Below are 23000 nucleotides of genomic sequence, written 5' to 3'. Positions count from 1 at the left end.
CGGCCTACGCCGGCGCCCGCAGCGGGTCGTCCAGCACCGGCTGCCAGGCCAGCTCGGCCGCGCCGACGAGGCTGTTGTGGTCCAGGGTGCAGGGCAGGATCGGCACGCTGCCGCTCTGCCCCCACAGACTGCGGTCGGCGACGACGGCACGCAGCCGCTCCGGGTCGGCGTCCAGGAGGGTGCGGTGCAGTCCGCCGAGGATGATCCGGTCCGGGTTGAGGATGTTCACCAGGCCGGCCAGGCCCAGACCGAGGCGGTCGATGAGCGCCTCGGTGGCGGTACGGACGGACGGGTCGTCGTACCGGCCGCGGATCAGGTCGTTGGACTGCTGGAGCAGGGACACCTCCGGGCCGGGCTCGCGGCCGGCCGCGGTGAGGAAGGCCAGCGGGTCGGTCTCCACGTCCAGGCAGCCTCGGCTGCCGCAGTGACAGGGGCGGCCCTCGGGGTTGACGGTGAGGTGGCCGACCTCCAGGGCGAGTCCGGAACTGCCGCTGTGCAGACGGCCGTCGAGGACGAGGGCACCGCCGACGCCCCGGTGGCCGGTGGCGACGCAGAGCAGGTCGCGGGCGCCGCGTCCGGCACCGTGCCGGTGTTCGGCGAGTGCGGCGAGGTTGACGTCGTTCGCCGCGAAGGCGGGTCCTTCGATGCCGGCGGCGCGCACCTGCTCGGCGAAGATCCGCCGCACCGGGGCTCCGGCCGGCCACGCCAGGTGCAGCGGGTTCAGGGCCAGGCCCTCCGGTTCCGCGACGGCGGACGGCACGGCGAGTCCCGCGCCGACGCAGCGCCGCCCGGTCTGCCGGAGCAGGTCGGCGCCCGCCTCGACGACGGAGCCGAGCACCTTCGCCGGATCCGCGTCGACGACCTCGCAGCCGGGCGCGGTGGCGACGAGCCGGCCGCCGAGGCCGACGAGGGCGGCGCGGAAGCCGTCCGCGTGGACCTGGGCGGCGAGGGCGACGGGGCCGTCCTCGGCAACCGCGAGCCGGTGCGAGGGCCGGCCCTGCGAACCCGCCGCCGCTCCGGGCCGGGCGTCGACCCGGATCAGGCCGAGCGCCTCCAGTTCGGCGGCGACCGCGCCGGCCGTGGCCCGGGTCACGCCGAGTTCCGCGGTGAGGACGGCGCGGGTGGGGGCGCGTCCGGTGTGCACGAGCTCCAACGCGGGTCCGAGCGCGCCGCGCCCCCGGTCCAGCCGCGTCCTCGAGGTGGTCCCTTCCCCCGCCGCCCGGGGGTCCGCCTTGCCGCTCATGAGGGGGAGTCTCCCATGATCCGCCGGCCCGGGGCGCCTACGGGCCGTCGGCTCCGGGTTCCTGGAGGCCGCTGACCCGGAGGGTGATGTTCAGCCGCCCGGTGAGCCCCAACTCGGGCGGTGCGGTGCCGGCGTGCACCCGGGGCACCCCGTGGTAGGCGAACCGGGAAGGGCCGCCGAAGACGAACAGGTCGCCGCTGCGCAGTTCGACGTCGGTCCAGGGGCGGGTGCGGGTGCCGGGGTTGCCGAAGCGGAAGACGCAGGTGTCGCCGAGGCTCAGCGAGACCACGGGCGCGTCCACCCGCTCGTCGGCGTCGCGGTGCATGCCCATGCGGGCGTCTCCGTCGTAGAAGTTGACCAGCGCGACGTCGTACGCCTCCGCCGTGACCGCCTCCGCGCCCAGGGCGTCGGTCACCGCGCGCCGCCCGAGGTCGTCGAGCCAGGCCGGGAAGGGCTTCACCGGGGCGCCGTCGCCGTCGACGGCGGTGCGCGCGTAGGCGTACGGGTGCCAGTGCAGGCCCAGGCACACCTGTCGGGCGGTCATCGTGCCGCCGCCGGGGGTGTGGACGGTGCGCAGTCCGGCGGGCGGCCGGGCCCACTCCCGGCAGGCGCGCAGCAGCTCGCGCTGCCGGCCGGCGTCCAGCCAGGCCGGCAGGTGCACGGCGCCCGGGGCGACCTCGGTGCGGTCCCGCGGGAACAGCTCGGCGTCCATGCCTCCATCGTGCCGGACGGTCCTGCGGGGCCGTCCTGCACGGCCTTTCCGGGCCACCGTCGCACCCAGCCGTCCAGCCCGGCCTTCCGCCCGTCCGTCCCGCCGTCCCGCGAGGCCCTGCACCAGCCGGTCCGCCCGGATCCGGTCTGAGCTGCGGCTCCGCTAGCCTGGACGCACGATGAACGACCGCAGCGACCGTATGACGACTCCGTGGGGCGAGCCCGCGCTGACCCGCTTCCCCGAGGATCCGCGCGACCGGCTGCGCGCCTGGGACGCCTCCGACGAGTATCTGCTCCGGCATCTCGCGGAGCGGGAGGTCCCGCTGTCCGGCACGGTCGTGGTGGTCGGCGACCGGTGGGGGGCGCTGGTGACGGCGCTGGCGGCGCACCAGCCGGTGCAGATCACCGACTCCCACCTCGCCCAGGAGGCGACCCGCGCCAACCTGGCCCGCAACGGTGTGACGCCCGGCTCGGTGCGGCTGCTCACCACGCAGGACCCGCCCCCCGGGCGGATCGACGTGCTGCTGGTGCGGGTGCCGAAGAGCCTGGCGCTGCTGGAGGACCAGTTGCTGCGGCTGACGCCCTCCGTGCACGAGGGGACGGTCGTGGTCGGCACCGGCATGGTCAAGGAGATCCACACCTCGACGCTCGCGCTGTTCGAGCGGATCATCGGTCCGACCCGCACCTCGCTCGCCGAGAAGAAGGCACGGCTCGTCTTCAGCACGCCCGATCCCGCGCGCGAGCGGCCCGCCAGTCCGTGGCCGCTCAGCTACCGGCTGCCCGACGGCATCGGCGTGCTCTCCGGCCGGGAAGTCGTCAACCACGCCGGCGTCTTCTGCGCCGACCGGCTCGACATCGGCACCCGGTTCTTCCTCCGGCACCTGCCGGACGGCCGGGGCGCGCGGCAGGTGGTGGACCTGGGCTGCGGCAACGGGGTGGTCGGTACCGCGGTGGCGCTGGCCGATCCGGCCGCAGAGGTGCTCTTCACCGACGAGTCGTTCCAGGCCGTGGCCTCGGCGGAGGCCACGTACCGGGCGAACGGGGTGCCGGGGCACGCGGAGTTCCGGGTCGGCGACGGGCTGGCCGGTGTGCCGGACGCGAGTGTGGACCTGGTGCTCAACAATCCGCCGTTCCACTCCCACCAGGCGACGACCGACGCCACGGCGTGGCGGATGTTCACCGGGGCGAAGCGCGTGCTGCGCCCCGGCGGTGAGCTGTGGGTGGTCGGCAACCGGCACCTCGGCTACCACGTCAAGCTGCGGCGGCTGTTCGGAAACAGCGAACTGGTCGCGAGTGACCGCAAGTTCGTGGTGCTGAAGGCCGTCAAGCGGCAGGGCCGGTGACCACGCCGACGAGCGCGGCGACGGTCCGGACCATGGCCTCCCTTCCCACGGTGAGGTAGCGGCGCGAGTCGACGGCGTCGGGGTGGGAGGCGAGGTACTCCCTGATCGCGCCCGTCATGGCGATGTTGAGCGCGGTGCCGACGTTGACCTTGGCGATGCCGCCCGCGACCGCCGCGGTGAGTTCGGCGTCCGGGACGCCGGAGGAGCCGTGCAGCACGAGCGGCACGTCCAGCGTCGCGGACAGCGCCTTGAGCAGGTCGTGGTCGAGGGCGGCGGTGCGAGTGGTCATGGCGTGGCTGCTGCCGACGGCGACGGCCAGGGCGTCCACCCCCGAGTCGGCCACGAAGGCACGGGCCTCGGCGGGGTCGGTGCGGGCGCCCGGCGCGTGCGCGTCGAGCGGCGCCTCACCGTTCTTGCCGCCCACTTCCCCCAACTCGGCCTCCAGCCACAGCCCTTGGGCGTGGGCCCAGTCGGCGGCGGCCCGGGTCGCGGCGAGGTTCTCGGGGTACGGCAGCCGGGAGGCGTCGTACATCACGGAGCTGAAGCCGGCGTCCGGGGCCTGGCGCAGCAGGCCGTCGCTCTGGACGTGGTCGAGGTGGAGGGCGACGGGCACGGCGGCGGCCTCGGCGGCGGCGACGGCGGCGCGGGCCAGCGGCAGCAGGCGGCCGTAGCGGAACTTCACCGCGTTCTCGCTGACCTGGAGCACGACGGGTGCCTGCGCGGACTCGGCGCCGGCGACGACGGCCTCGATGTGCTCCAGGGTGATGACGTTGAACGCGGCGACGGCGGAGCGCGCGGCGGCGGCGCGGCCGATCAGGTCGCCGGTGGTGGCGAGGGGCACGGGGTCTCCTTTCCCCGGACGGTCCGGGGATTCCCGGGACGTCCCGGGTGTCGGGCGGGCGTCAGGGGGCGAGGATCACCGAGCGGGTGAGGTGGCGGGGGCGGTCCGGGTCGAGGCCGCGGGAGGCGGCGACGGCGACGGCGAGCCGCTGGGCGCGGACCAGTTCGGCGAGCGGGTCGAGGCCGCCGGCCACCCACATCGCGCCGGTGTCCCCGACCTGCTCGGCCAGTCCGTCGGGGGCCTCGCCGAACATCCATGTCGCGGTGGTCGAGGTGCTGATGCTGATGGGGCCGTGCCGGTACTCCATCGCCGGGTACGCCTCGGTCCAGGACAGCGAGGCCTCGCGCATCTTCAGCCCGGCCTCGTTGGCCAGTCCTACCGTCCAGCCGCGGCCGAGGAAGGTGAACTGGGTGCAGCCGACGAGCCCTTCGGGCAGCTCGGCGGCGAGCGCGGTGCGGGCGTCGGCGACGGCGGCCTCGGTGTGCTGGCCCAGGTGGGCGCGGAGCAGGGTCAGGGCGGTGGTCGCGAACCGCGTCTGCACGACCGACCGCTCGTCCGCGTAGGCGAGGACGACGACGTCGTCGGCGGCGGCCATGACGGGCGTGTCCGGGTCCGCGGTGAGCGCGACGGTGCGGGTGCGGCCCTTCAACGCGCCGAGCAGATCGAGCACTTCGGTGGTGGTGCCGGAGCGGGTGAGGGCCACGACCCGGTCGTAGGCGCGGCCCGACGGGAACTCGGAGGCGGCGAAGGCGTCGGTCTCCCCGAGGCCGGCCTCCTCGCGCAGCGCCGCCACCGACTGCGCCATGAAGTACGAGGTGCCGCAGCCGACGACGGCCACCCGCTCCCCCGCCGCCGGCAGCACCGCCGCGTGCCCGGCCGCCTCGGCCGCGGCGCGGGTCCAGCACTCGGGCTGGCTGTTGAGCTCGTCCTCGACGTACGTCATGCCGCACACTCCCGATCGGTCCCTGGTCGGACCTGGCTCGCTTGATTGTTTCTGCAAGATACAGCGAACTTTCGAGCACTATCAAGCAATCAGGCTGAGTAGACCCGTGCGCTAGGGTCGGCGGGAGATCGAGGAACGGAGGCGCGGATGTCGCGCGACGCCCGCTGGAAGGCGCTGCTGGAGCTGCTCGTCGAGCGTGGCCGCCTGGACGTCGAGGAGGCGGCCACCGAACTCGAGGTGTCGGCCGCGACGATCCGCCGGGACTTCGACCGGCTGGCGGAGCAGCAGATGCTCGTGCGCACGCGCGGGGGCGCGGTCGTGCACGGGGTGTCGTACGAGCTGCCGCTGCGCTACAAGACCGCGCGTCGGGCCTCGGAGAAGCAGCGCATCGCGCAGGCCGTGGCGACGCTGGTGGCGCCGGGCGAGGCGGTGGGCCTGACCGGGGGCACGACCACCACCGAGGTGGCGCGCGCCCTGGCGGTGCGCGCCGATCTGGCCTCCGGCACGCCGGCGCTGACGGTGGTCACGAACGCGCTGAACATCGCCAACGAGCTCGCGGTGCGGCCGCAGTTCAAGATCGTGGTGACCGGCGGGGTGGCCCGTGCCCAGTCGTACGAGCTGATCGGGCCGCTGGCGGACGGGGTGCTCGGCCAGGTCACGCTGGACATGGCGGTGCTGGGGGTGGTGGCCTTCGACGTGGCGCACGGCGCCGCCGCGCACGACGAGGCGGAGGCCGCGATCAACCGGCTGCTGTGCGAGCGGGCCGAGCGCGTGGTGGTGGCCGCCGACTCCAGCAAGCTGGGCCGGCGGGCGTTCGCCCGGATCTGCGCCGCCGAGTCGGTGGACACGCTGGTCACGGACGGTGCGGCCGACCCGGAGACCGTCCAGCGGTTCGAGGAGGCGGGGATCCGGGTCGTCATGGCGTAGCGGGCCCGGCGTGCGGACCGCTGACGGCACCGGTGCGGCCCGTCAGTGCGTGTGGCCGTCGCCGGTGTGCTCCGGCGTGGCGGGGGGCGCCGTCTCCTGCTCGGCGGGCGCCGATCCGGCCCGCACGGTGAACGCCGCGGTGTGGACCTTGCCCTCGTGCCGGAAGTCCAGGAAGAGCCGGTAGGTGCCGGTGCTGGGCGCGGTGGCCGTGAAGGAGATCTCCGGGCCGGGCTTCGTGGTGCCGTCGCCGGGTTCACCGTTCGGGTGGACGTGCAGGTAGGCGAGGTCCCCGGAGCGCAGGGCGACGAGGTGGCCGTAGGCGCCGAGGTAGGGCTGGAGGTCGGTGACGGGGGCGCCGTCGCGGGAGACCTTCAGCTTCAGCTCCTCCGCCTTGCCGGGGCTCAGGGAGCCGGCGAGTTCGACCCGGTAGCCGTCGGTGCGCGCGGTGTTGTGGGCCGCGGGCAGGGCCTCGGGGTCGTAGGAACCGCCGGCCGCGAGGTCCGCGCCGAGGGTGAGGTTCTCCGCGCCCTTCCCGGCCGGGGTGAAGTCGGCGAAGACGCGGTAGCCGCCGGCGCGGGGCAGGTCGACGGGGGTGCTCCAGGTGCCGTCGGCGGCGCGGGTGGGGTGCAGATGGCGGAAGGTGGCCAGGTCGCGTGAGGCGACGATGAGGTGGAGTTCCTTGTCGTGCTCGCGCTGGTACGCGGTGACGGCCCTGCCCTCGTCGTCGCGGACGGTGAAGCGCAGCTCGGCGTGCCGGCCGGCGGTGACGCGCGGGGTGGCGAGGTCGAGCGTGTAGCCGTTCTCGGAGATCTGCAGCCCGCCGGCCGGCTCGCTCTCGTGGCCGGCGTGACCGTCGCCGCCGCCCGGGTCCGCCGACGGCCCGTCCGGATGTTCCTCGTGGGCGGCCGGCGGAGCCTCGTCGACGACCGGGTCGACGACCTGACCGACGCCGTACGCCGCCCCGAAGGTCGCCGCCAGTGCCGCGGTGAACGCGGTGATCCTCAGTCCGGTGCTCAGTCCCGTGCCCATGGCGGTCGTCTCCTCGGTTCCCGGGCGCCCGGATGCCGTGGGCGCCTCTCCTTGCACTTCACCATACCCCCAGGGGGTACATAGTCAAGCCATGACCGAGGCTTGCATCCGATACCCCCTAGGGGTATACATGAGCTCCGACGGACACGCCCCGGGCCCCGCGTCCACGACCCGTACCGGCGGCGACGACCCCACGTCAGGAGCAGCCATGACCAGCAGTACGACCAGTGCGCCCACCGAGGTGGAGCTCGCCATCGGCGGGATGACCTGTGCCTCGTGCGCCGCGCGGATCGAGAAGAAGCTGAACCGGATGGACGGGGTGACCGCGACCGTCAACTACGCGACGGAGAAGGCCAGGGTCAGCTTCACGGACGGGGTGTCCGTGCCGGAGCTGATCGCCACGGTCGAGGCGACCGGCTACACGGCCCGCGAGCCCGAACCGGTGCGGGACGGGCCCGCGCCGGGCACGGAAGGGGACGAGGCGCCCGACGAGCTGCGACCGCTGCGGCAGCGGCTGGTGACCGCGGTGCTGCTGGCCGTCCCGGTCATCGCGATGGCGATGGTGCCGGCGCTGCAGTTCGAGTACTGGCAGTGGCTGTCGCTGACGCTGGCGGCGCCCGTGGTCACCTACGCCGCCTGGCCGTTCCACCGGGCCGCGTTCACCAACGCCCGGCACGGTGCGGCGACCATGGACACGCTGATCTCGGTCGGCACCTCGGCGGCGTTCCTGTGGTCTCTGTGGGCGCTGTTCCTCGGCACCGCGGGCACACCCGGCATGACGCACCCCTTCGAGCTGACCATCGCGCGCGGCGACGGTTCCGGGAACATCTATCTGGAGGCCGCCGCCGGGGTGACCGCGTTCATCCTGGCCGGCCGCTGGTTCGAGGCCCGCTCCAAGCGCAAGGCCGGTGCCGCGCTGAAGGCCCTGCTGGAGCTGGGGGCCAAGGACGTCACCGTGCTGGGCGCCGACGGCACCGAGCGAACCGTTCCCACGGCGGAGCTGTCGGTGGGCGACCGCTTCCTGGTCCGTCCCGGCGAGAAGATCGCCACCGACGGCACCGTCGTGGAGGGCGCCTCGGCCGTGGACGCGTCGATGCTCACCGGCGAGTCGGTGCCGGTCGAGGTCGGCGTGGGCGACGGCGTCACCGGGGCCACCCTGAACGCGGGCGGCCGGCTCGTGGTCGAGGCCACGCGCGTCGGTGCCGACACCCAGCTCGCGCGGATGGCGAAGCTGGTCGAGGACGCGCAGAACGGCAAGGCCGCCGCCCAGCGGCTCGCCGACCGCATCTCCGGGGTCTTCGTCCCGGTCGTCATCGCGCTGGCGCTGGCCACGCTCGGCTTCTGGATCGGCAACGGCGCGGGACCGACCGCCGCGTTCACCGCCGCCGTCGCCGTCCTGATCATCGCCTGCCCCTGTGCCCTGGGCCTCGCCACGCCGACCGCGCTGATGGTCGGCACCGGGCGCGGCGCCCAGCTCGGCATCCTCATCAAGGGCCCCGAGGTCCTGGAGTCCACCCGCAGGGCCGACACCGTCGTCCTGGACAAGACCGGCACCGTCACCACCGGCCGCATGACCCTGCTCGCCGTGCACACCGCCACCGGCACCGAGGAGTCGGAGGTGCTGCGCCTTGCGGGCGCGCTGGAGCACTCCTCCGAGCACCCGATCGCCCGCGCCGTCGCCGACGGCGCCCTGGAGCGGCGGGGCACCCTGCCGACGCCCGAGGACTTCGCAGGCGTCGCCGGACTCGGTGTGCAGGGCGTCGTCGACGGCCACGCCGTCCTCGTCGGCCGCGAGCGGCTGCTCGCCGAGTGGGCCATGAGCCTTCCGGCGGACCTGGCCCGCGCCAAGGCCGACGCGGAGAGGGCCGGCCGCACCGCGATCGCCGTGGCCTGGGACGGAGAGGCCAGGGCGGTCCTCGAAGTCGCCGACGCGGTCAAGGACACCAGCGCCGAGGCCGTCACCCGGCTGCGGGCCCTCGGCCTCACCCCCGTGCTGCTGACCGGCGACAACCGGGCCGTCGCCGCTTCCGTAGCCCGCGAGGTCGGCATCGACGCGGAGCACGTCGTCGCGGAGGTCATGCCGCAGGACAAGGTGGACGTCGTCAAGCGCCTCCAGAGCGAGGGCCGTTCGGTCGCGATGGTCGGGGACGGGGTCAACGACGCCGCCGCGCTCGCCCAGGCCGACCTGGGGCTGGCCATGGGCACCGGGACGGACGCCGCCATCGAGGCCGGTGACCTGACCCTCGTGCGGGGCGATCTGCGGGCCGCCGCCGACGCCATCCGGCTGGCCCGCAGGACCCTCGGAACCATCAGGTCCAACCTCTTCTGGGCCTTCGCCTACAACGTCGCCGCACTCCCCCTCGCCGCGGCCGGACTGCTCAACCCGATGCTCGCCGGGGCGGCCATGGCCTTCTCCTCCGTCTTCGTCGTCGGCAACAGCCTGCGGCTGCGCGGATTCCGGGCCGCGGACTGACGGGCCGGCACACGAGGCGGGCCGGCACACGAGGCGGGGCGGGGGCGGCCCACAAGGATCGCCCCCCGCCCGTTCCCGCGTCGGGGACCGTGCGCCCTCGCCCGGACGGGCCCCACCGGGGAGCCGTGCGGCGGCGGACGGACGAGGCTGGTCCAGCGGACGGGCCGCACCGGACGAGTGGACGGGACGGTGAGCCCCCGGCCTCACCCCGCCCTGCCCCCTCCCCCGTCCTGTCCCCGGCCGTGCCGGACGCACCACCCCACGGAGCACACCACCCCACGGAGCAGGAGCCCATGACCGAACCCACCGACGCCGACGGGGACACCGGCGGTCCGCTCGCACCGGACGCGGGCCCGGCGCGTTCCCCTCGCCGTGCCCCCGCCGACGTGCTCGGCGAGCTGCGGGCCGTGGACGGTGCGCTGTACGCGGCGGTGGCCGCCACGCACACGCCCACGCTGGACCGGTCCATGCGGCGGCTGTCCCACGCGGCCGACCATGCGAAGATCTCGCTCGGCATCGCCGCCGCCCTGGCGCTCGGCGGAGCACGGGCCCGCAGCGCGGCGCTCGTCGGCGTCGGCGCGGTGGCCGTGACCTCCGCGGCCGCCAACCTCCTCGGCAAACGTCTGGTGCGCAGGCCCCGGCCCGACCGCGAGGCGGCCCGCGTGACGGTCGACCGGTACGTGCCCATGCCCGCGTCGGCGTCGTTCCCGTCCGGCCACACGGCGTCGGCGGTCGCCTTCGCCACGGCGGTCGGCGTGGTCCTGCCGGCCGCCGCCGCGCCGCTCGGTGCGCTGGCGACCGCCGTCGGGTACTCACGCGTCCACACGGGGGTGCACTATCCGGGCGACGTGGTGGCGGGCGCCGTACTCGGAGTCGCCGGGGCCGCCACCGCGCTGGCCGTGGCCGCCGCCGCTCCGGTGCCCGGCCTGCGGACGGTCTACTCGGCGCCGCCGCCCGCCCCCTCCTCACCCGTGTAGAAGGCGGCGGTCCGCTCCGCCCTCGCGCGCGCCGACGCGGGATCGGTGCCGCTCGCCACGTCGGCCCCGTACCAGGCCTCGCCGCTGGAGAGCACGAACCGCCGCCCCGCCTCCGAGGCCGACCAGGCCGCGACCTCCTGGGGGTCCACGGGGGTGCCGCCGCTCGACAGGTACAGGGTGAGGCCGACGAGCATCAGGTCCCAGCCGATGCCGGTCGCGCCCGGACCGAACCGGGCCCATCGTTCGTCGTCGACGTGGACGAGGTACTCCAGCTCGAAGCGGGTGCCGCCCTCGGCGGGCGTCAGCCGCAGCTCGATCCAGCTGACCTCCTCGCCGTACTCCCAGGTGGCGGCGAAGCTCCTGGGCGGCTCGCAGCTCTCGATCGTGCCGCCCGCGTTCCCCTCCAGCTGGTAGTGCCCGCCGAGGCGCAGATCCCCGGAGACGGGGAGGAACCACTGCGGGATGCGGTCGGGGTCCGTGCAGGCCGCCCACAGGTCGTCGAGCGGGGTGTCGAAGGTCCGGCCCACCGTGAGGACCCGGGCCTCACCCGCCTTGTAGGCACGCCTGCCGACCTGCCGGCGCACGGAGTCGATCTGGTGCGTCACATCGATCACGGGTGAACTCCTCCTGAACGGACTCGCCGACCGGCCCCGGGGCCGTCCGCGTCGTCGGCGAGCGGTCCGGGGCGCCCGCGGCGCACGGGGGCCGCGCGCACGCCGAAGGCGTGCACGCGCCCAGCCTGTCAGCTGGTGCCCGGGCGGGCACCAGCTGATGGTCTGCCCGTGTCCGGGACGCGTCCGTCAGCCGAACGCCTTCACCGCCTGGTAGTACGTCCACGCCGTGCTGTTGCAGGCGGTCTTCGTGGCGCCGCCGTAGCCGGCGCAGACGCGCTTGAGGTCCTCGTAGAAGGCGCTGTCGAGGCGGGACTTGTTCGCGCTGAAGGTGCCCGCGGCCTTGTAGTTGCGGTAACCGAAGTCGTGCCGTGCGCAGGAGGTGCTGAAGGGGAAGCCGAACGGGTTGTCGGGAGAGGTCGAGCAGTAGTCGGTCGTCCAGTCGAATCCGTACGCGGACCAGGCGGACTGGTTGGCCCGTGCGGCGGTCCAGGCGTTGTAGCTCGATGCGCTGGTCTGGGTCCAGCTCGCGAGTACCTGGGGTTTGTCGGCGGGAGCGGCGTCGGCGGTCGCGGCGGTGGCGAAGACGGTGGTCATGGCCAGTGCCGAGGCGGCGAGTCCGGTGGCGAGTCTGCGGTGCATCCCACACCTCCATGAGGCTGCGACCCGCCTCTCGGGCCGCAGGTTCATGACAAGATGATGCGCACCCCGGCCACCCCTTCACACCTGCGTCGCCCTAACGGGTCGTTAACTCTTGGACGGAGACCACGTCGAGGCACGGCCCGGGTACGGCTCCACGGCGTTCACCACGGCAGACCTTCCAGCCGGGCGCCGACCCGGTCCGCGTCCCAGGCCCCGTCGGCGATCACCAGGCGGTAGCGGTAGGCGAAGGACTCCCCGGGCGGCAGCGCGAACTCCTCGAAGAACGCCCAGGAGAAGGCGACCGTCGGCACCGGCGTGGCCCGCACGAACCAGTGCGAGGGGTGGATCGCACTCCGCTCGTCCAGGTTCTCCGGCGCGTGCGCGAAGACCAGCGTGGAGTGGCCGTCGCTGCCGTCGCGCTCGGCGGTGAAGGCGAGCCACGGGCCCCGCGTGCCCATCAGCTCCCCGGCGCCGGCCCCGGTGTCCGGGGCGAAGACCGTGCCGCCGGTGAAGTCGCGGGGCCCGCGCCACTGGAGGCCGGTGTAGCCGGCCATCTGCCGGCCCGCGGTGGTCGGCGAGCCGAACACCAGCGGTTCGGCACGGATGTTGGTGAGGCGGATCGACCAGTCCAGGCTCCAGGCACCGGCCGCCTCGTCGACCGAGTGGACGGCGAGCCCGCGTTCCTCCCGGGCCCACTCGGCACCCCCGTTCTCGACCCAGGTCAGGTGTTCCGTGACGTCGAGCCGGTCGTCGCCGGCCCTGAGGTCCGCGAAGCCGTCGTGCCGTTGGGAGCCGATGCGCTCGGGCAGGGGCAGATAGCCCCGGCCGTGCACGTAGGAGTTGCCGCCCCAGAAGTTCTGGCCGCTCAGGTGACTCGCCGTCATCTGCACGCCCTTGTGCCAGCGGTGGTCGTTCGGCCGGTAGCCGGTGACCGTGTGCCCGGCGAGGGTGCGCACGGGATGGGCGTAGGGCTTGCGGGACTCGAAGGGATCGGGGTCGGGGCGGTAGACGTAACGGAGGATCTCGGTGCCGTTCGCCGCCGTGACGGCGATGTGGTCGCCGTGGGCGTGGCTGACGCTCAGGGTGCTCATGCCCGCCCCTCGGGGGCCCAGCCGGGGTGGCCGCCGTGCATGGCCGCGTGGAAGGGGTCGCCGGGGACGATCTCGCCCCGCAGCACCGGCCGCCCCGTGAACGCCGCCTTGTACAGGGCCGCCGCGAACTCCAGCGTGTCGCGGGCCTCGGGACCGCTGCCGGGCGGCCGGGTGCCCGCGTCCCAGGCGTCCAGCAGGGCGCCGAGCTGGGCCGTGTGGGAGCTGGGGACGTCCGCCGCCGGGGTGCGCCACGCGGCGGCGCGGGCGGGGTCGACGTGCCGGGCCGGGGTGTACGTCCAGTCGTCGTTGCGGTGTCCGTACAGGTGGGAGAGCTCCACGGTCGCGTCGGCGCAGTCGACGCGGACGCGGCTCACCTCGTCCGGGGACAGCACGCTGTTGACGACGGTGGCGAGAGTGCCGCCGGCGAACCGGACCAGCGCCGTGGAGACGTCCTCGCTCTCGGTGTCGTGGACCAGGCGCGCGGCCATGGCCCGGATCTCCTGCCAGGGCCCGAGCAGGTGCAGCAGCAGGTCGTACTGATGGATGCCGTGCCCCATGGTCGGGCCGCCGCCCTCGGTGGCCCAGCGCCCGCGCCACGGCGCCGCGTAGTAGGCGGTGTCGCGGTGCCAGGTGGTCTGGCAGTGGGCGACCAGCGGTGCGCCGAGCGCGCCGCTCGCGATCAGCTCCCGGGCGTGCGCGGCGCCGGATCCGTACCGGTGCTGGAAGATCACGGACGCGTACGCCCCGGACGCCTCCTCCGCCGCCGCGATGTCGTCGTACTCGGCGAGGGAGAGGCACAGCGGCTTCTCGCAGAGCACCCAGGCACCGGCTTTGAGCGCGGCCACCGTCTGCTCCCGGTGCAGGGACGGCGGCGTGCCGATGAGCACCAGGTCGGGACGTACGGCGTCCAGCATGGCGCCCGTCGAGGTGTAGCCGGCGACGTCGCCGCCCGCGCTCTCGCGGAAGGCGTCCAGCCGGGCGGGGTCCACGTCGACGGCGGCGACCAGCTCCACGCGGCCGGCGTGGGCCGCGAGCGCCGGCAGGTGGCCGTCGGCGACGACGGCACCCGTGCCGACCACGGCGACGCGGCGACGGGCGGGACGTGGGGACATGCGGTCCTCCTGGGACGGTGACGGACGGCCCGCGCTCCGGTCGTCCGGTGTGCCCCGGGGACCTGTAGAAAGCGCTTGCACCACGGCAGACCCTAGATCGTGGGGGAAGCACCGGACAAGCCCCTCGGCGCGCACCGCGGAGCGACGACCGGCTCGGCTCCCAGCGTTTGCGGGAGCGGCGCGCGGCTGGTCGACTGTCGCAGGGGGCGAGCCGGTCGCACCACGCCGGTGCGGACTCTTCAGCTTTTCTCCGGAAGGAGTTCAGGCGTGAACACCCCGAAGCCGTCGGCACAACCAGGGTCCGACGGCAGCCAGCCCTGGCTGCACCAGAGGGGCCGGACCATTCAGGAGTTCGGCACCGTCAAGCAGTTCCCGGTGGCCCTCTCCATGGACACCCGCCTCTACTCGTGTCAGCGGCTCAACAAGGTCCTGGCGGACACGCGCATCCTGCACGACCTGTACAAGAAGTACCACTGGCTGATGCGCGGCCCGACGTTCTACCAACTTCACCTGCTGCTCGACAAGCACGCCGGGGAGCAGCTGGAGCTGATCGACACGATCGCGGAGCGCGTCCAGACGCTCGGCGGAGTGGCGATCGGCGACCCCCGGCACGTCGCGGAGATCACCACGGTGCCGCGCCCGCCGGACGGCGTGGAAGAGGTGCCGGCGATGCTCTCGCGGCTGCTCGAGGCGCACGAGCTGATCCTCACCGAGTGCCACGACGCCGCGGCCCGCACCCAGGACCTCGGGGACGACGGCACGAACGACCTGCTGGTCTCCGAGGTCGTGCGGACCAACGAGCTGCAGGCCTGGTTCCTGGCGGAGCACCTCGTCGACACTCCCCTCGTGCACGTCTGACCGGGGGCGGCGCGTCTCGCGCGCCCGCCCGGTCAGACAGGGCAGTCCGGCCCCGGACGCCCACCGCCCGGGGCCGGCCCCGTCGCCGCCGGCCACCCCGCCCCCACGCGCCCGCCCGGCGCCCCGCTCTCCGCGCGCCCGCACGAAGCACCCTTGATGCCCTTTCACCCCGGCCGTGAAAGTGTCCCGTTATGGCCCACATGTCCCCAGATCACCACGGCGCCCACGCCCAGCCGCCGACGCGCGGCCAGAAGTGGTCCACGTTCCGGCAGTCGCCGTTCTGGCCGGCCACCGTGCTGGTGCTCATCCTCGCCGCGGCGGCCGGACTCTTCGCGGGCTCGTACACCTACTCCATGGCGGACCCGACGCCGCACTCACTGCCCACGGCCGTCGTCGGCTCGTACGGCCAGGGGCGCGGCAAGGCCTTCCTCGACGGCCTGGAGAAGGCGCTCAACGCCTCGGTGCGGGTGCACCCCTACGACAGCACCGCCGAGGCTCGCGAGGCGATCGAGGAACAGGAGGTCTTCGCGATCTTCGAGCTGCACGACAACGGGCGTACGGCGGTGCTCGACCTGTCCAGCGCGTCGGGCGCCTCGGTCGCCGAGGTGCTGGAGCAGGCGGCTCCGGCGGTGGGGAAGGAGACCGGGGTGACGGTCACCGTGCGGGACGTCAATCCCCTCCAGGAGGGAGACCCGCGCGGCCTCGCGATCTTCTACATCTCCCTCGCCGCCGTGATCATCGGCTTCGTGGGTGCGATCCAGCTCAGCGTGCACGCACGGTCCCTGACCCCGTTCGAGCGCATCCTCTTCACGATGGCCTACGCGCTGCTCGGCGGGTTCGCCATCGCCGCCACCGTGGACTGGCTGCTGGGCGCGCTCGACCTGCCGTTCGCCCAGTCGTGGATGATCCTGGCGCTCACCCTGTTCGCGTCCGGCATGGTGTTCACCATGTTCAACACCCTGTTCGGGCGCTGGGCGATGCTGCCGACCTGGGGTCTGATGGTCCTGCTCGGCAACCCGTCGTCCGGCGGCGCGGTGTCCTGGCCGCTGCTGCCGTCCCCGCTGGGCGAGATCGGCCGGTGGCTGCCGCCGGGCGGGTCGGTCAACGCCCAGCACACGGCCGTGTACTTCCAGGGCTACCAGCACCTGTTCCCGTACCTGGTGCTGGGCGGGTGGGCGCTCCTTTCCTGCGCGGTGTTCTGGACCTGGCGGCACCGCCACCCCGGCGGGCGCGACAAGCGTCCGGCGCACGCCGAGTCCTGACCCGGTGTCCGTAACCGTGCCCGCCCTCGCCCCGCGATCTGTTCCGCTCGCGGCACTGCTGCGATCATGACGCGGGAGACCCCGCCTTCGGTTGGAGTGCACATGGCCCTCGACATCGACGCGATCCGCGCGCAGATACCCGCCCTCAAGTCCGGCACCGCCCGCTTCGACGCCCCTGGCGGCACCCAGACCCCGCAGCCCGTCATCGACGCCGTCGCCGAGGCACTGGCCGCTCCGCTGGCCAACCGGGGCCGGACCACCGAGGGCGAGCGCAACGCCGACCGCATCGTCACGGGGGCCCGCGCCGCGCTGGGCGACCTGCTGGCCGCCGATCCGCGGGGCGTCGTCTTCGGCCGCAGCGCCACCCAGCTCACGTACGACCTGTCCCGGACGCTCGCCAAGACGTGGGCGCCGGGCGACGAGGTGGTCGTCACGCGCCTCGATCACGACGCCAACATCCGGCCGTGGGCGCAGGCGGCCCGGGCGGTCGGCGCGATCGTGCGGTGGGCCGACTTCGACCCGGTCACCGGGGAGCTGCCCCTCGAGAGCGTCGAGGCCGTGCTGTCCCCGCGCACGCGGCTGGTCGCGGTCACGGCGGCGTCCAACCTCATCGGCACCGTGCCCGACCTGCCGGCCGTCGCCCGCCTGGCACACGGCGTGGGGGCACTGCTCCACGTCGACGCGGTGCACTACGCCTCACACGCCGTCGTCGACATGGACGCGCTCGGCGCGGACACGCTGGTGTGCGCGCCGTACAAGTTCCTCGGCCCGCACCTCGGCGTGCTGGCTGCCCGGCCCGAGTTCCTGGAGACCCTGGACCCGGACAAGCTGCTGCCCTCCAGCGACGCCGTCCCGGAGCGGTTCGAACTGGGCACGCTGCCGTACGAGCTGCTGGCCGGCGCCCGTGCCGCGGTGGACTTCCTCGCGGACCTGGCGCCGGGAGCGCGGGGCGGCCGGCGGGAGCGGCTGATCGCGTCCTTCGCGGCGCTGGAGACCCACGAGGACGCCCTGCGCGGCCGCATCGAGCGGGGGCTGGCCGCGCTCGACGGGGTCACCGTGTACTCGCGGGCCGCGCGGCGCACGCCGACCCTGCTGTTCACCGTGGCGGGCCTGACCCCGGCCGAGGTCTACCGCCTGCTGGCCGAGCGCGGGATCGACGCCCCCGCCGGGTCCTTCTACGCGCTGGAGGCCTCCCGGCACCTCGGTCTGGGCGACGGGGGCGGCGTCCGGGTGGGGCTCGCACCGTACAGCAGCGCGGACGACGTGGACCGGCTGCTGACGGCGCTGGAGGGCCTCCCCCGCTGACGGGCGCTCACCCCAGCGGCACGCTCACCTCACCGCTGCCCCGGGCGCTCTCCCCGCCCGCGACGCGCACCGTGAACGGACGGCCGGTGCCGTTCGCGGTGACGCGCAGGAGGTCGCCGTCGCGCCGGACGCGGAAGGTCGCGGCGGGTGCGCCCAGCAGGTCGGGCACGGTGACCTCGGCGGCGTAGTCGGGCGCGGCGGTGGGGTGCGCCAGGAGGACCGGGGCGTCCAGCCAGTCGCCGTCGGGGCGCCGTTCGTCGGAGGCCAGCGGCAGTACGGCGCCCTCGCGGACGTACAGCGGGAGGCTGTCGTAGCCGTGCCGCTCGGTGCGCCACGCCGGGCCGGTGACGCGCTCGCCGGACAGCAGGTGCGTCCAGGTGCCCTCAGGGAGGTAGACCTCGACCTCGCCGTCCTCGGTGAAGACCGGGGCGACCAGGAGGTCGGGTCCGAGCATGTACTGACGGTCCAGCGGGCGGCACCCGGGATCGTGCGGGAACTCCAGGACCATGGGCCGCATCACGGGCACGCCGGTGCGGTGGGCCTCGGCGGCGGCACCGTAGAGATAGGGCATCAGGCGGTGCTTGAGCAGGGTGAAGCGGCGGGCCACGTCGACCGCGTCGTCGCCGAACTCCCACGGCACCCGGTACGACGAGGAGCCGTGCAGGCGGCTGTGCGAGGAGAGCAGGCCGAAGGCGAGCCAGCGCTTGAAGACCGCCGGGTCGGGCGTGCCCTCGAAGCCGCCGATGTCGTGGCTCCAGAAGCCGAAGCCGCTCAGCGACAGGGACAGGCCGCCCCGGAGGGACTCGGCCATCGCCTCGAAGGAGGACCAGCAGTCGCCGCCCCAGTGGACGGGGTACTGCTGGCCGCCCGCGGTCGCCGAGCGGGCGAAGAGGACGGCCTCGCCCTGGCCGCGTTCCTTCTCGAGGAGTTCGAAGACGGTCCGGTTGAACAGATGGGTGTAGTAGTTGTGCATCCGCTCCGGGTCGGAACCGTCCTGCCAGACGACGTCGGTGGGGACGCGTTCGCCGAAGTCGGTCTTGAAGCAGTCCACGCCCTGGTCGAGCAGCGGCTTGAGCTTGCCGGCGAACCAGTCGCGGGCGGCCGGGCTGGTGAAGTCGACCAGGCCCATCCCGGCCTGCCACAGGTCCCACTGCCAGATGTCGCCGTTGGGCCGGCGCACCAGGTGTCCGAGGGCGGCGGCCTCCTCGAAGAGCGGGGACTTCTGGGCGATGTAGGGGTTGATCCAGACGCTGACCTTCAGCCCCTTGGCCTTGAGCCGGGCGAGCATCCCCTCCGGGTCGGGGAAGACCTCCGGGTCCCATTGGAAGTCGCACCACTGGTACTCGCGCATCCAGAAGCAGTCGAAGTGGAAGACGCTCAGGGGGATGCCCCGCTCGGCCATGCCGTCGACGAAGGAGGTGACCGTCCGCTCGTCGTAGGAGGTGGTGAAGGACGTGGTGAGCCACAGGCCGAAGGACCAGGCGGGCGGCAGGGCCGGGCGGCCGGTGAGGGCGGTGTAGCGGGTGAGGACGTCCTTGGGGGTGGGCCCGGCGACGACGTAGTACTCCAGGGTCTGGTCCTCGACGCTGAACTGGACCTGTCCGACGGACTCCGAGCCGACCTCGAAGGAGACGGCGCCGGGGTGGTTGACGAAGACGCCGTAGCCGCGTGAGGAGAGGTAGAACGGGATGTTCTTGTACGCCTGCTCGCTGCTGGTGCCGCCGTCGGCCTGCCAGACGTCGACGACCTGGCCGTTCTTCACGAACGGGGTGAAACGCTCGCCCAGGCCGTAGATCTGCTCGCCGACGCCGAGCGCGAGCCGGCCCAGCATGTGGTGGGCGCCGTCGCCGGTGGTGGCGAAGGCGGTGCTCTTGGCGTCGGCGCGGGTCAGTTCGCGTCCGTCGGCGTCGTGGAAGGTCAGGCCGAAGGGGCCCTCGCCGTCCAGGCGCAGGGTGAGCGGGCCGCTGGTCAGTTCGGTGACGGTGCCGTCCCTCCGCACCTGGCCGGCGCCGTCCGGGGTGCCCGTGAGGGCGAAGTCGGGGCCCGGCCGGTGCTTGCCGGCGTGGTGGGTGACCCGCACGCCGATGACGCCCTCGGCGGGAGAGAAGCACTCGACCGTGAGGAGCGGGGCGTTGAGCGTGTCGCCCCGCCGCGTCACCTTCTTCACGGCGGCATGGGCGGTGAAGCGCTTCGATTCTTGGCGTACAGCACGTACCTCGGTGGCGTACGAGATGTGCACGCCCTCGCGGATGAGCCAGAAGCCGTCGGTGAACTTCATGATCTTCCTTGGGTGGGGCGGGAGCGGTCGAGTGGGTGCGCGAAGGCCGTCCCACAGCAGTGTGATCGTACACAGAACACACCCCGGAGCACAGGCCCTCTCTCGGTAAACATGGCTCTGAACAGGCATGATCACCGAAAAGAGCGAGGCTCTCACGGGGCGGGAGAATGAGATGGATGCCGCTTGCCTCTAGCGCCGCACCCCACCCCTGACGTATTAGTCATCACACCAAACAAAACCGTCCGGCAAGGAAGCCGGATCGTACGACAGCAAGGGCCGCATGATGTCGAAGCGCTTCAACTCCGCGCATCGCGGGCGCGAACGCTCACGCAGAGCCACCGTCCCGCTCGCCGCCGTCTCCGTCCTGGTCGGGGCGACGGCGCTGACCGGCTGCGGGCAGCAGCGCGACGCGGACGTGTACACCGTGATGAACTCCTCGACCGACGAGTCGTACCACCGCTGGGACGCGGAGGCGATGGCCCGCTGCGGCGAACGGCTCGGGGTCACCGTCCAGCAGCAGAGCGTCCCCGCGGCGCAGGTGATGACGAAGGCGCTGCGCATGGCGTCGTCCAGGTCGCTGCCCGACATCGTGCAGTTCGACGCGTCCGAGATGCCGGCCTTCGCCGACGCCGGCGGCCTGGTCGACCTCAGGAGCCTCGGGCTGAGCACCGACGGCATTCCCGAGGGCATCGTCGACTTCGGCTCGTACGAGGGCACGTACTACGGGGCCGCCCGCTCCGTGAACACGCTCGCCCTCTTCTACGACAAGGACGCCCTCGACCGGGCGGGCGTCGAGGTCCCCACCACCTGGGCCGAGTTGCGCGAGACCGCGAAGAAACTCACCCGCGGGAAGCAGTACGGCCTGGCGCTCAGCGCGGGCGGCGCGGAGGACGGCGTCTTCCAGTTCACGCCGTTCATGTGGTCCAACGGCGGCGACGAGACCGACCTGGACGGCCCGGAGGTCGTCGAGGCTCTCGACTACTGGAAGGGCCTGCTGAAGGACGGCTCGCTCTCCAAGTCGACCGTCAACTGGACCCAGGCGGACGTCAACGACCAGTTCATGGCCGGCAACGCGGCGATGATGATCAACGGTCCGTGGCAGGTGGAGACCCTCAACGGCGACGAGTCCCTGCACTGGGGCATCGCGCCGATCCCGGTGCCCGAGGCCGGCGACGACTCGGTCGGCCCGCTCGGCGGCGCGGTGCTCACCGTGCCCGACACCGGTGACGAGGCGCGGGAGAGGACGGCCGGGAAGATCGTCGCCTGTCTGGCGAGCGAACAGGAGCAGCTCACCTACGCCCTCAACAGCTGGATGGTCCCGGCGAACGCGAAGGCCGCCGCCCTCTGGCGCGAGAAGGTGCCCGAGCTGGAATCCCTCGCCGACCAGGTGGCCGTCGCCCGGTCCCGGACGGCGAAGCTCGGCGCGGGCTGGTCGAGCGTGTCGCTCGCCCTGCAGAGCGCCTTCCAGTCCGCCCTGACCGGCCAGTCCAGCGAGGCGGCCCTGAAGCGCGCCCAGCAGCGGGCCACGAGCGGGAACTGAGGGAGCGCCACCATGACCACGTCCACCGTCACCGCGCAGGCACCCGCCGAGACGCCCGGAGCGACCGTGCCGGACCCGGCCCGGGCCGGGCGCCGGCGCAGGCTCGCGCAGTGGGGGTTCGTCGCCCCCGCCGTCGTCTTCATGCTGCTGTTCTTCGGCTACCCGCTCGTCCGCAACGTCGTGATGAGCTTCCAGGACTACACGCCGAAGACCTTCTTCACCGGTGAGGCACCCTTCAACGGCGCCGACAACTGGTCCCAGGTGTTCCGGGACGCCCTGTTCGGCAAGGCGCTGTGGCACACGCTCGTCTTCACCGCCGGCTCGCTCCTCGGGCAGTTCTGCATCGGCCTCGCGCTCGCGGTGTTCTTCAGCCGCCGCTTCCCGCTGGGCGGGGTGCTGCGCTCGCTGATCCTGCTGCCCTGGCTGGTGCCCATGGTGGTGTCCGGCATCGTCTGGCGGCGCATCCTCGACCAGGACACCGGCGTGCTGAACTCGTTCCTGGACACCCTCGGCATCGGGGGCCACACCCCCTGGCTGACCAGTCCGCACATGGCGCTGCTGTCGGTCGTCCTGGTCAACATCTGGATCGGCATCCCGTTCAACATGGTCATCCTGTACGGCGGTCTCCAGGAGATCCCGAAGGAACTGCACGAGGCGGCCGCCCTGGACGGCGCCTCCGCGTGGCGGACCTTCCGCTCTGTGACCCTGCCGATGCTCAAGCCGGTCGTCACGGTGGTGCTCGTGCTGGGCTTCATGTCGACGGTCAAGATCCTCGACCTGATCCTCGCCCTGACCGACGGCGGCCCGGCCGACGCCACCCAGACGCTCGGCACGCTGACCTACCAGAACTCTTTCGTCCAGCTGGACTTCGGCGCGGGCGCCGTCGTCGGCAACGTGCTCATCCTGATCTCCGCCGTGTTCGCGGTGTTCTATCTGCGGGCCAACCGCACCGAGGGGAAGTGACGTCCATGGCCTCCCGCATGCCCCCCGCCTCCCGGCGCCGCTGGGGTTCCACCGTCGCCGGCGTGATCGTCCTGTGCGTGATGCTCTTCCCGCTGTACTGGATGCTCAACACCGCGCTCCAGCCCGACGCGGGCCTGCTCCGGGTCGACCCGGTGCCGGGCGGCCTGGACCTGTCCGGCTTCTCCAAGGCGATCGGCGACCAGGGCGGGCACCTGCTGACCTCGCTGGCCGTCTCGCTCGGCGCGGTCGTCATCTGCCTGGCGATCGCGGCGCCCGCGGCCTACGGGCTGGCGCGGTTCGGGCTGCGCGGCTCGCGCACCATCGTGTTCGGCACGCTGATCACCCAGATGGTGCCGGGCATCGTCATCGCCAACGCGCTCTACAACTCCTATGTGGACCTGGGCCTGGTCAACTCGTACTTCGGCCTGATGCTGGCGGACGCCTCGCTCGGCATCCCGTTCTCCATCGTGCTGATGCGGTCCTTCATGGTGTCGATCCCGGGCGAGGTGATCGAGGCCGCGCAGATCGACGGCGCCGGACCGGTGCGGACGTTCCTGCGGGTGGTGCTGCCGATGAGCCGCAACTCGCTGATCACCTCGGGTCTGTTCGCGTTCCTGTTCTCGTGGAGCGACTTCATGTTCGCGCTCACCCTGAACACGACGGACGACGTCAAGCCCATCACCCTGGGCATCTACCAGTACATCGGCGCGCACGTCGGCGACTGGGGCTCGGTGATGGCCGCGTCCGTGCTGTCCGCCGTGCCGGCGGCGGTCCTGCTCGTCCTCGCCCAGAAGTACATCGCCGCCGGGATCACCGGCGGCTCCGTCAAGTGACCACCGCACCAGCAGAGG

General features: G+C 73.2%; 20 protein-coding genes. 10 read left to right on the top strand and 10 right to left on the bottom strand.

Annotated elements, in window-relative coordinates; genetic code table 11:
• Window positions 1-4 precede the first annotated feature (4 nt).
• Window positions 5-1243 (bottom strand): ROK family protein, encoded by a 1239-nt coding sequence (locus tag AB0E77_RS19185; RefSeq protein WP_361571989.1) that lies wholly within the window; start codon window positions 1241-1243, stop codon window positions 5-7.
• A 37-nt stretch (window positions 1244-1280) separates the two neighbouring features.
• Window positions 1281-1955 (bottom strand): alpha-ketoglutarate-dependent dioxygenase AlkB, encoded by a 675-nt coding sequence (locus AB0E77_RS19180; protein ID WP_361571986.1) that lies wholly within the window; start codon window positions 1953-1955, stop codon window positions 1281-1283.
• A 199-nt stretch (window positions 1956-2154) separates the two neighbouring features.
• Here AB0E77_RS19180 and AB0E77_RS19175 point away from each other — a divergent pair, with 199 nt between their 5' ends.
• Entirely contained in the window at window positions 2155-3297 is a 1143-nt protein-coding gene (locus tag AB0E77_RS19175; protein ID WP_361572150.1) for a methyltransferase, read from the top strand.
• On the opposite strand, the gene AB0E77_RS19170 is transcribed toward AB0E77_RS19175, so the two are convergent.
• A complete protein-coding gene (locus tag AB0E77_RS19170; protein ID WP_361571983.1) occupies window positions 3278-4138 on the bottom strand; it encodes a ketose-bisphosphate aldolase in 861 nt (286 codons plus the stop codon). The two genes, AB0E77_RS19175 and AB0E77_RS19170, sit on opposite strands and share 20 nt — an antisense overlap.
• A 61-nt stretch (window positions 4139-4199) precedes the next feature.
• Window positions 4200-5081, bottom strand: a complete 882-nt coding sequence (locus tag AB0E77_RS19165) for an SIS domain-containing protein (RefSeq protein WP_361571980.1) — start codon at window positions 5079-5081, stop codon at window positions 4200-4202.
• A 147-nt stretch (window positions 5082-5228) separates the two neighbouring features.
• On the opposite strand from AB0E77_RS19165, the gene AB0E77_RS19160 reads away from it, so the two are divergent.
• Window positions 5229-6008, top strand: a complete 780-nt coding sequence (locus AB0E77_RS19160) for a DeoR/GlpR family DNA-binding transcription regulator (protein WP_361571978.1) — start codon at window positions 5229-5231, stop codon at window positions 6006-6008.
• Between the two features lie 42 nt (window positions 6009-6050).
• Here AB0E77_RS19160 and AB0E77_RS19155 read toward each other — a convergent pair whose 3' ends face one another.
• Window positions 6051-7025 (bottom strand): hypothetical protein, encoded by a 975-nt coding sequence (locus AB0E77_RS19155; RefSeq protein WP_361572147.1) that lies wholly within the window; start codon window positions 7023-7025, stop codon window positions 6051-6053.
• A 220-nt stretch (window positions 7026-7245) separates the two neighbouring features.
• Here AB0E77_RS19155 and AB0E77_RS19150 point away from each other — a divergent pair, with 220 nt between their 5' ends.
• Window positions 7246-9510, top strand: a complete 2265-nt coding sequence (locus tag AB0E77_RS19150) for a heavy metal translocating P-type ATPase (RefSeq protein WP_361571975.1) — start codon at window positions 7246-7248, stop codon at window positions 9508-9510.
• A 293-nt stretch (window positions 9511-9803) separates the two neighbouring features.
• On the top strand, window positions 9804-10487 hold the full coding sequence (locus AB0E77_RS19145) for a phosphatase PAP2 family protein (RefSeq protein ID WP_361571972.1): 684 nt from the start codon (window positions 9804-9806) through the stop codon (window positions 10485-10487).
• Here the strand turns inward: AB0E77_RS19145 and AB0E77_RS19140 are convergent.
• The 4 genes from AB0E77_RS19140 to AB0E77_RS19125 form a co-directional block, all read right to left on the bottom strand.
• Window positions 10448-11101: an SRPBCC family protein gene (locus AB0E77_RS19140; RefSeq protein ID WP_361571969.1), complete on the bottom strand. Its 654-nt coding sequence runs from the start codon at window positions 11099-11101 to the stop codon at window positions 10448-10450. The genes AB0E77_RS19145 and AB0E77_RS19140 overlap by 40 nt on opposite strands.
• Window positions 11102-11287: 186 nt before the next feature.
• A complete protein-coding gene (locus tag AB0E77_RS19135) occupies window positions 11288-11740 on the bottom strand; it encodes a phospholipase (RefSeq protein WP_361571966.1) in 453 nt (150 codons plus the stop codon).
• A 161-nt stretch (window positions 11741-11901) separates the two neighbouring features.
• Window positions 11902-12831 carry a PmoA family protein gene (locus AB0E77_RS19130; RefSeq protein WP_361571963.1) on the bottom strand — a complete coding sequence of 310 codons (930 nt, stop codon included), beginning with the start codon at window positions 12829-12831 and terminating at the stop codon, window positions 11902-11904.
• Complete coding sequence (locus tag AB0E77_RS19125) at window positions 12828-13943, bottom strand: Gfo/Idh/MocA family oxidoreductase (protein WP_361571960.1); 1116 nt, start codon at window positions 13941-13943, stop codon at window positions 12828-12830. Before AB0E77_RS19125 ends, AB0E77_RS19130 begins: the two co-directional genes overlap by 4 nt.
• A gap of 267 nt (window positions 13944-14210) precedes the next feature.
• On the opposite strand from AB0E77_RS19125, the gene AB0E77_RS19120 reads away from it, so the two are divergent.
• The 3 genes from AB0E77_RS19120 (at window position 14211) to AB0E77_RS19110 (ending at window position 17368) form a co-directional block, all read left to right on the top strand.
• Complete coding sequence (locus AB0E77_RS19120) at window positions 14211-14801, top strand: DNA starvation/stationary phase protection protein (RefSeq protein ID WP_361571957.1); 591 nt, start codon at window positions 14211-14213, stop codon at window positions 14799-14801.
• Window positions 14802-15001: 200 nt separating this feature from the next.
• A complete protein-coding gene (locus tag AB0E77_RS19115; RefSeq protein WP_361571954.1) occupies window positions 15002-16063 on the top strand; it encodes an ABC transporter permease in 1062 nt (353 codons plus the stop codon).
• Window positions 16064-16165: 102 nt separating this feature from the next.
• Complete coding sequence (locus AB0E77_RS19110) at window positions 16166-17368, top strand: cysteine desulfurase-like protein (protein ID WP_361571952.1); 1203 nt, start codon at window positions 16166-16168, stop codon at window positions 17366-17368.
• Window positions 17369-17375: 7 nt separating this feature from the next.
• Here AB0E77_RS19110 and yicI read toward each other — a convergent pair whose 3' ends face one another.
• Window positions 17376-19646, bottom strand: a complete 2271-nt coding sequence (gene yicI, locus AB0E77_RS19105; protein ID WP_361571950.1) for an alpha-xylosidase — start codon at window positions 19644-19646, stop codon at window positions 17376-17378.
• A gap of 283 nt (window positions 19647-19929) precedes the next feature.
• On the opposite strand from yicI, the gene AB0E77_RS19100 reads away from it, so the two are divergent.
• From AB0E77_RS19100 to AB0E77_RS19090, 3 genes are read left to right on the top strand one after another with little or no spacing between them, the layout of a single operon-like run.
• Complete coding sequence (locus AB0E77_RS19100; protein WP_361572144.1) at window positions 19930-21186, top strand: sugar ABC transporter substrate-binding protein; 1257 nt, start codon at window positions 19930-19932, stop codon at window positions 21184-21186.
• Window positions 21187-21198: 12 nt separating this feature from the next.
• Window positions 21199-22149 carry a sugar ABC transporter permease gene (locus tag AB0E77_RS19095; protein WP_361571947.1) on the top strand — a complete coding sequence of 317 codons (951 nt, stop codon included), beginning with the start codon at window positions 21199-21201 and terminating at the stop codon, window positions 22147-22149.
• Window positions 22150-22154: 5 nt separating this feature from the next.
• Window positions 22155-22982, top strand: coding sequence for a carbohydrate ABC transporter permease (locus tag AB0E77_RS19090; protein WP_361571944.1), 828 nt, complete (start codon window positions 22155-22157; stop codon window positions 22980-22982).
• Window positions 22983-23000 lie beyond the last annotated feature (18 nt).

Origin of the sequence: Streptomyces sp. NPDC032940, from assembly GCF_040636935.1 — a bacterium.
In the GTDB taxonomy this organism is placed as follows: domain Bacteria; phylum Actinomycetota; class Actinomycetes; order Streptomycetales; family Streptomycetaceae; genus Streptomyces.
The sequence above is the reverse complement of the archived record's forward strand: the minus strand, read 5'-3'. Positions and strand labels throughout refer to the sequence as shown.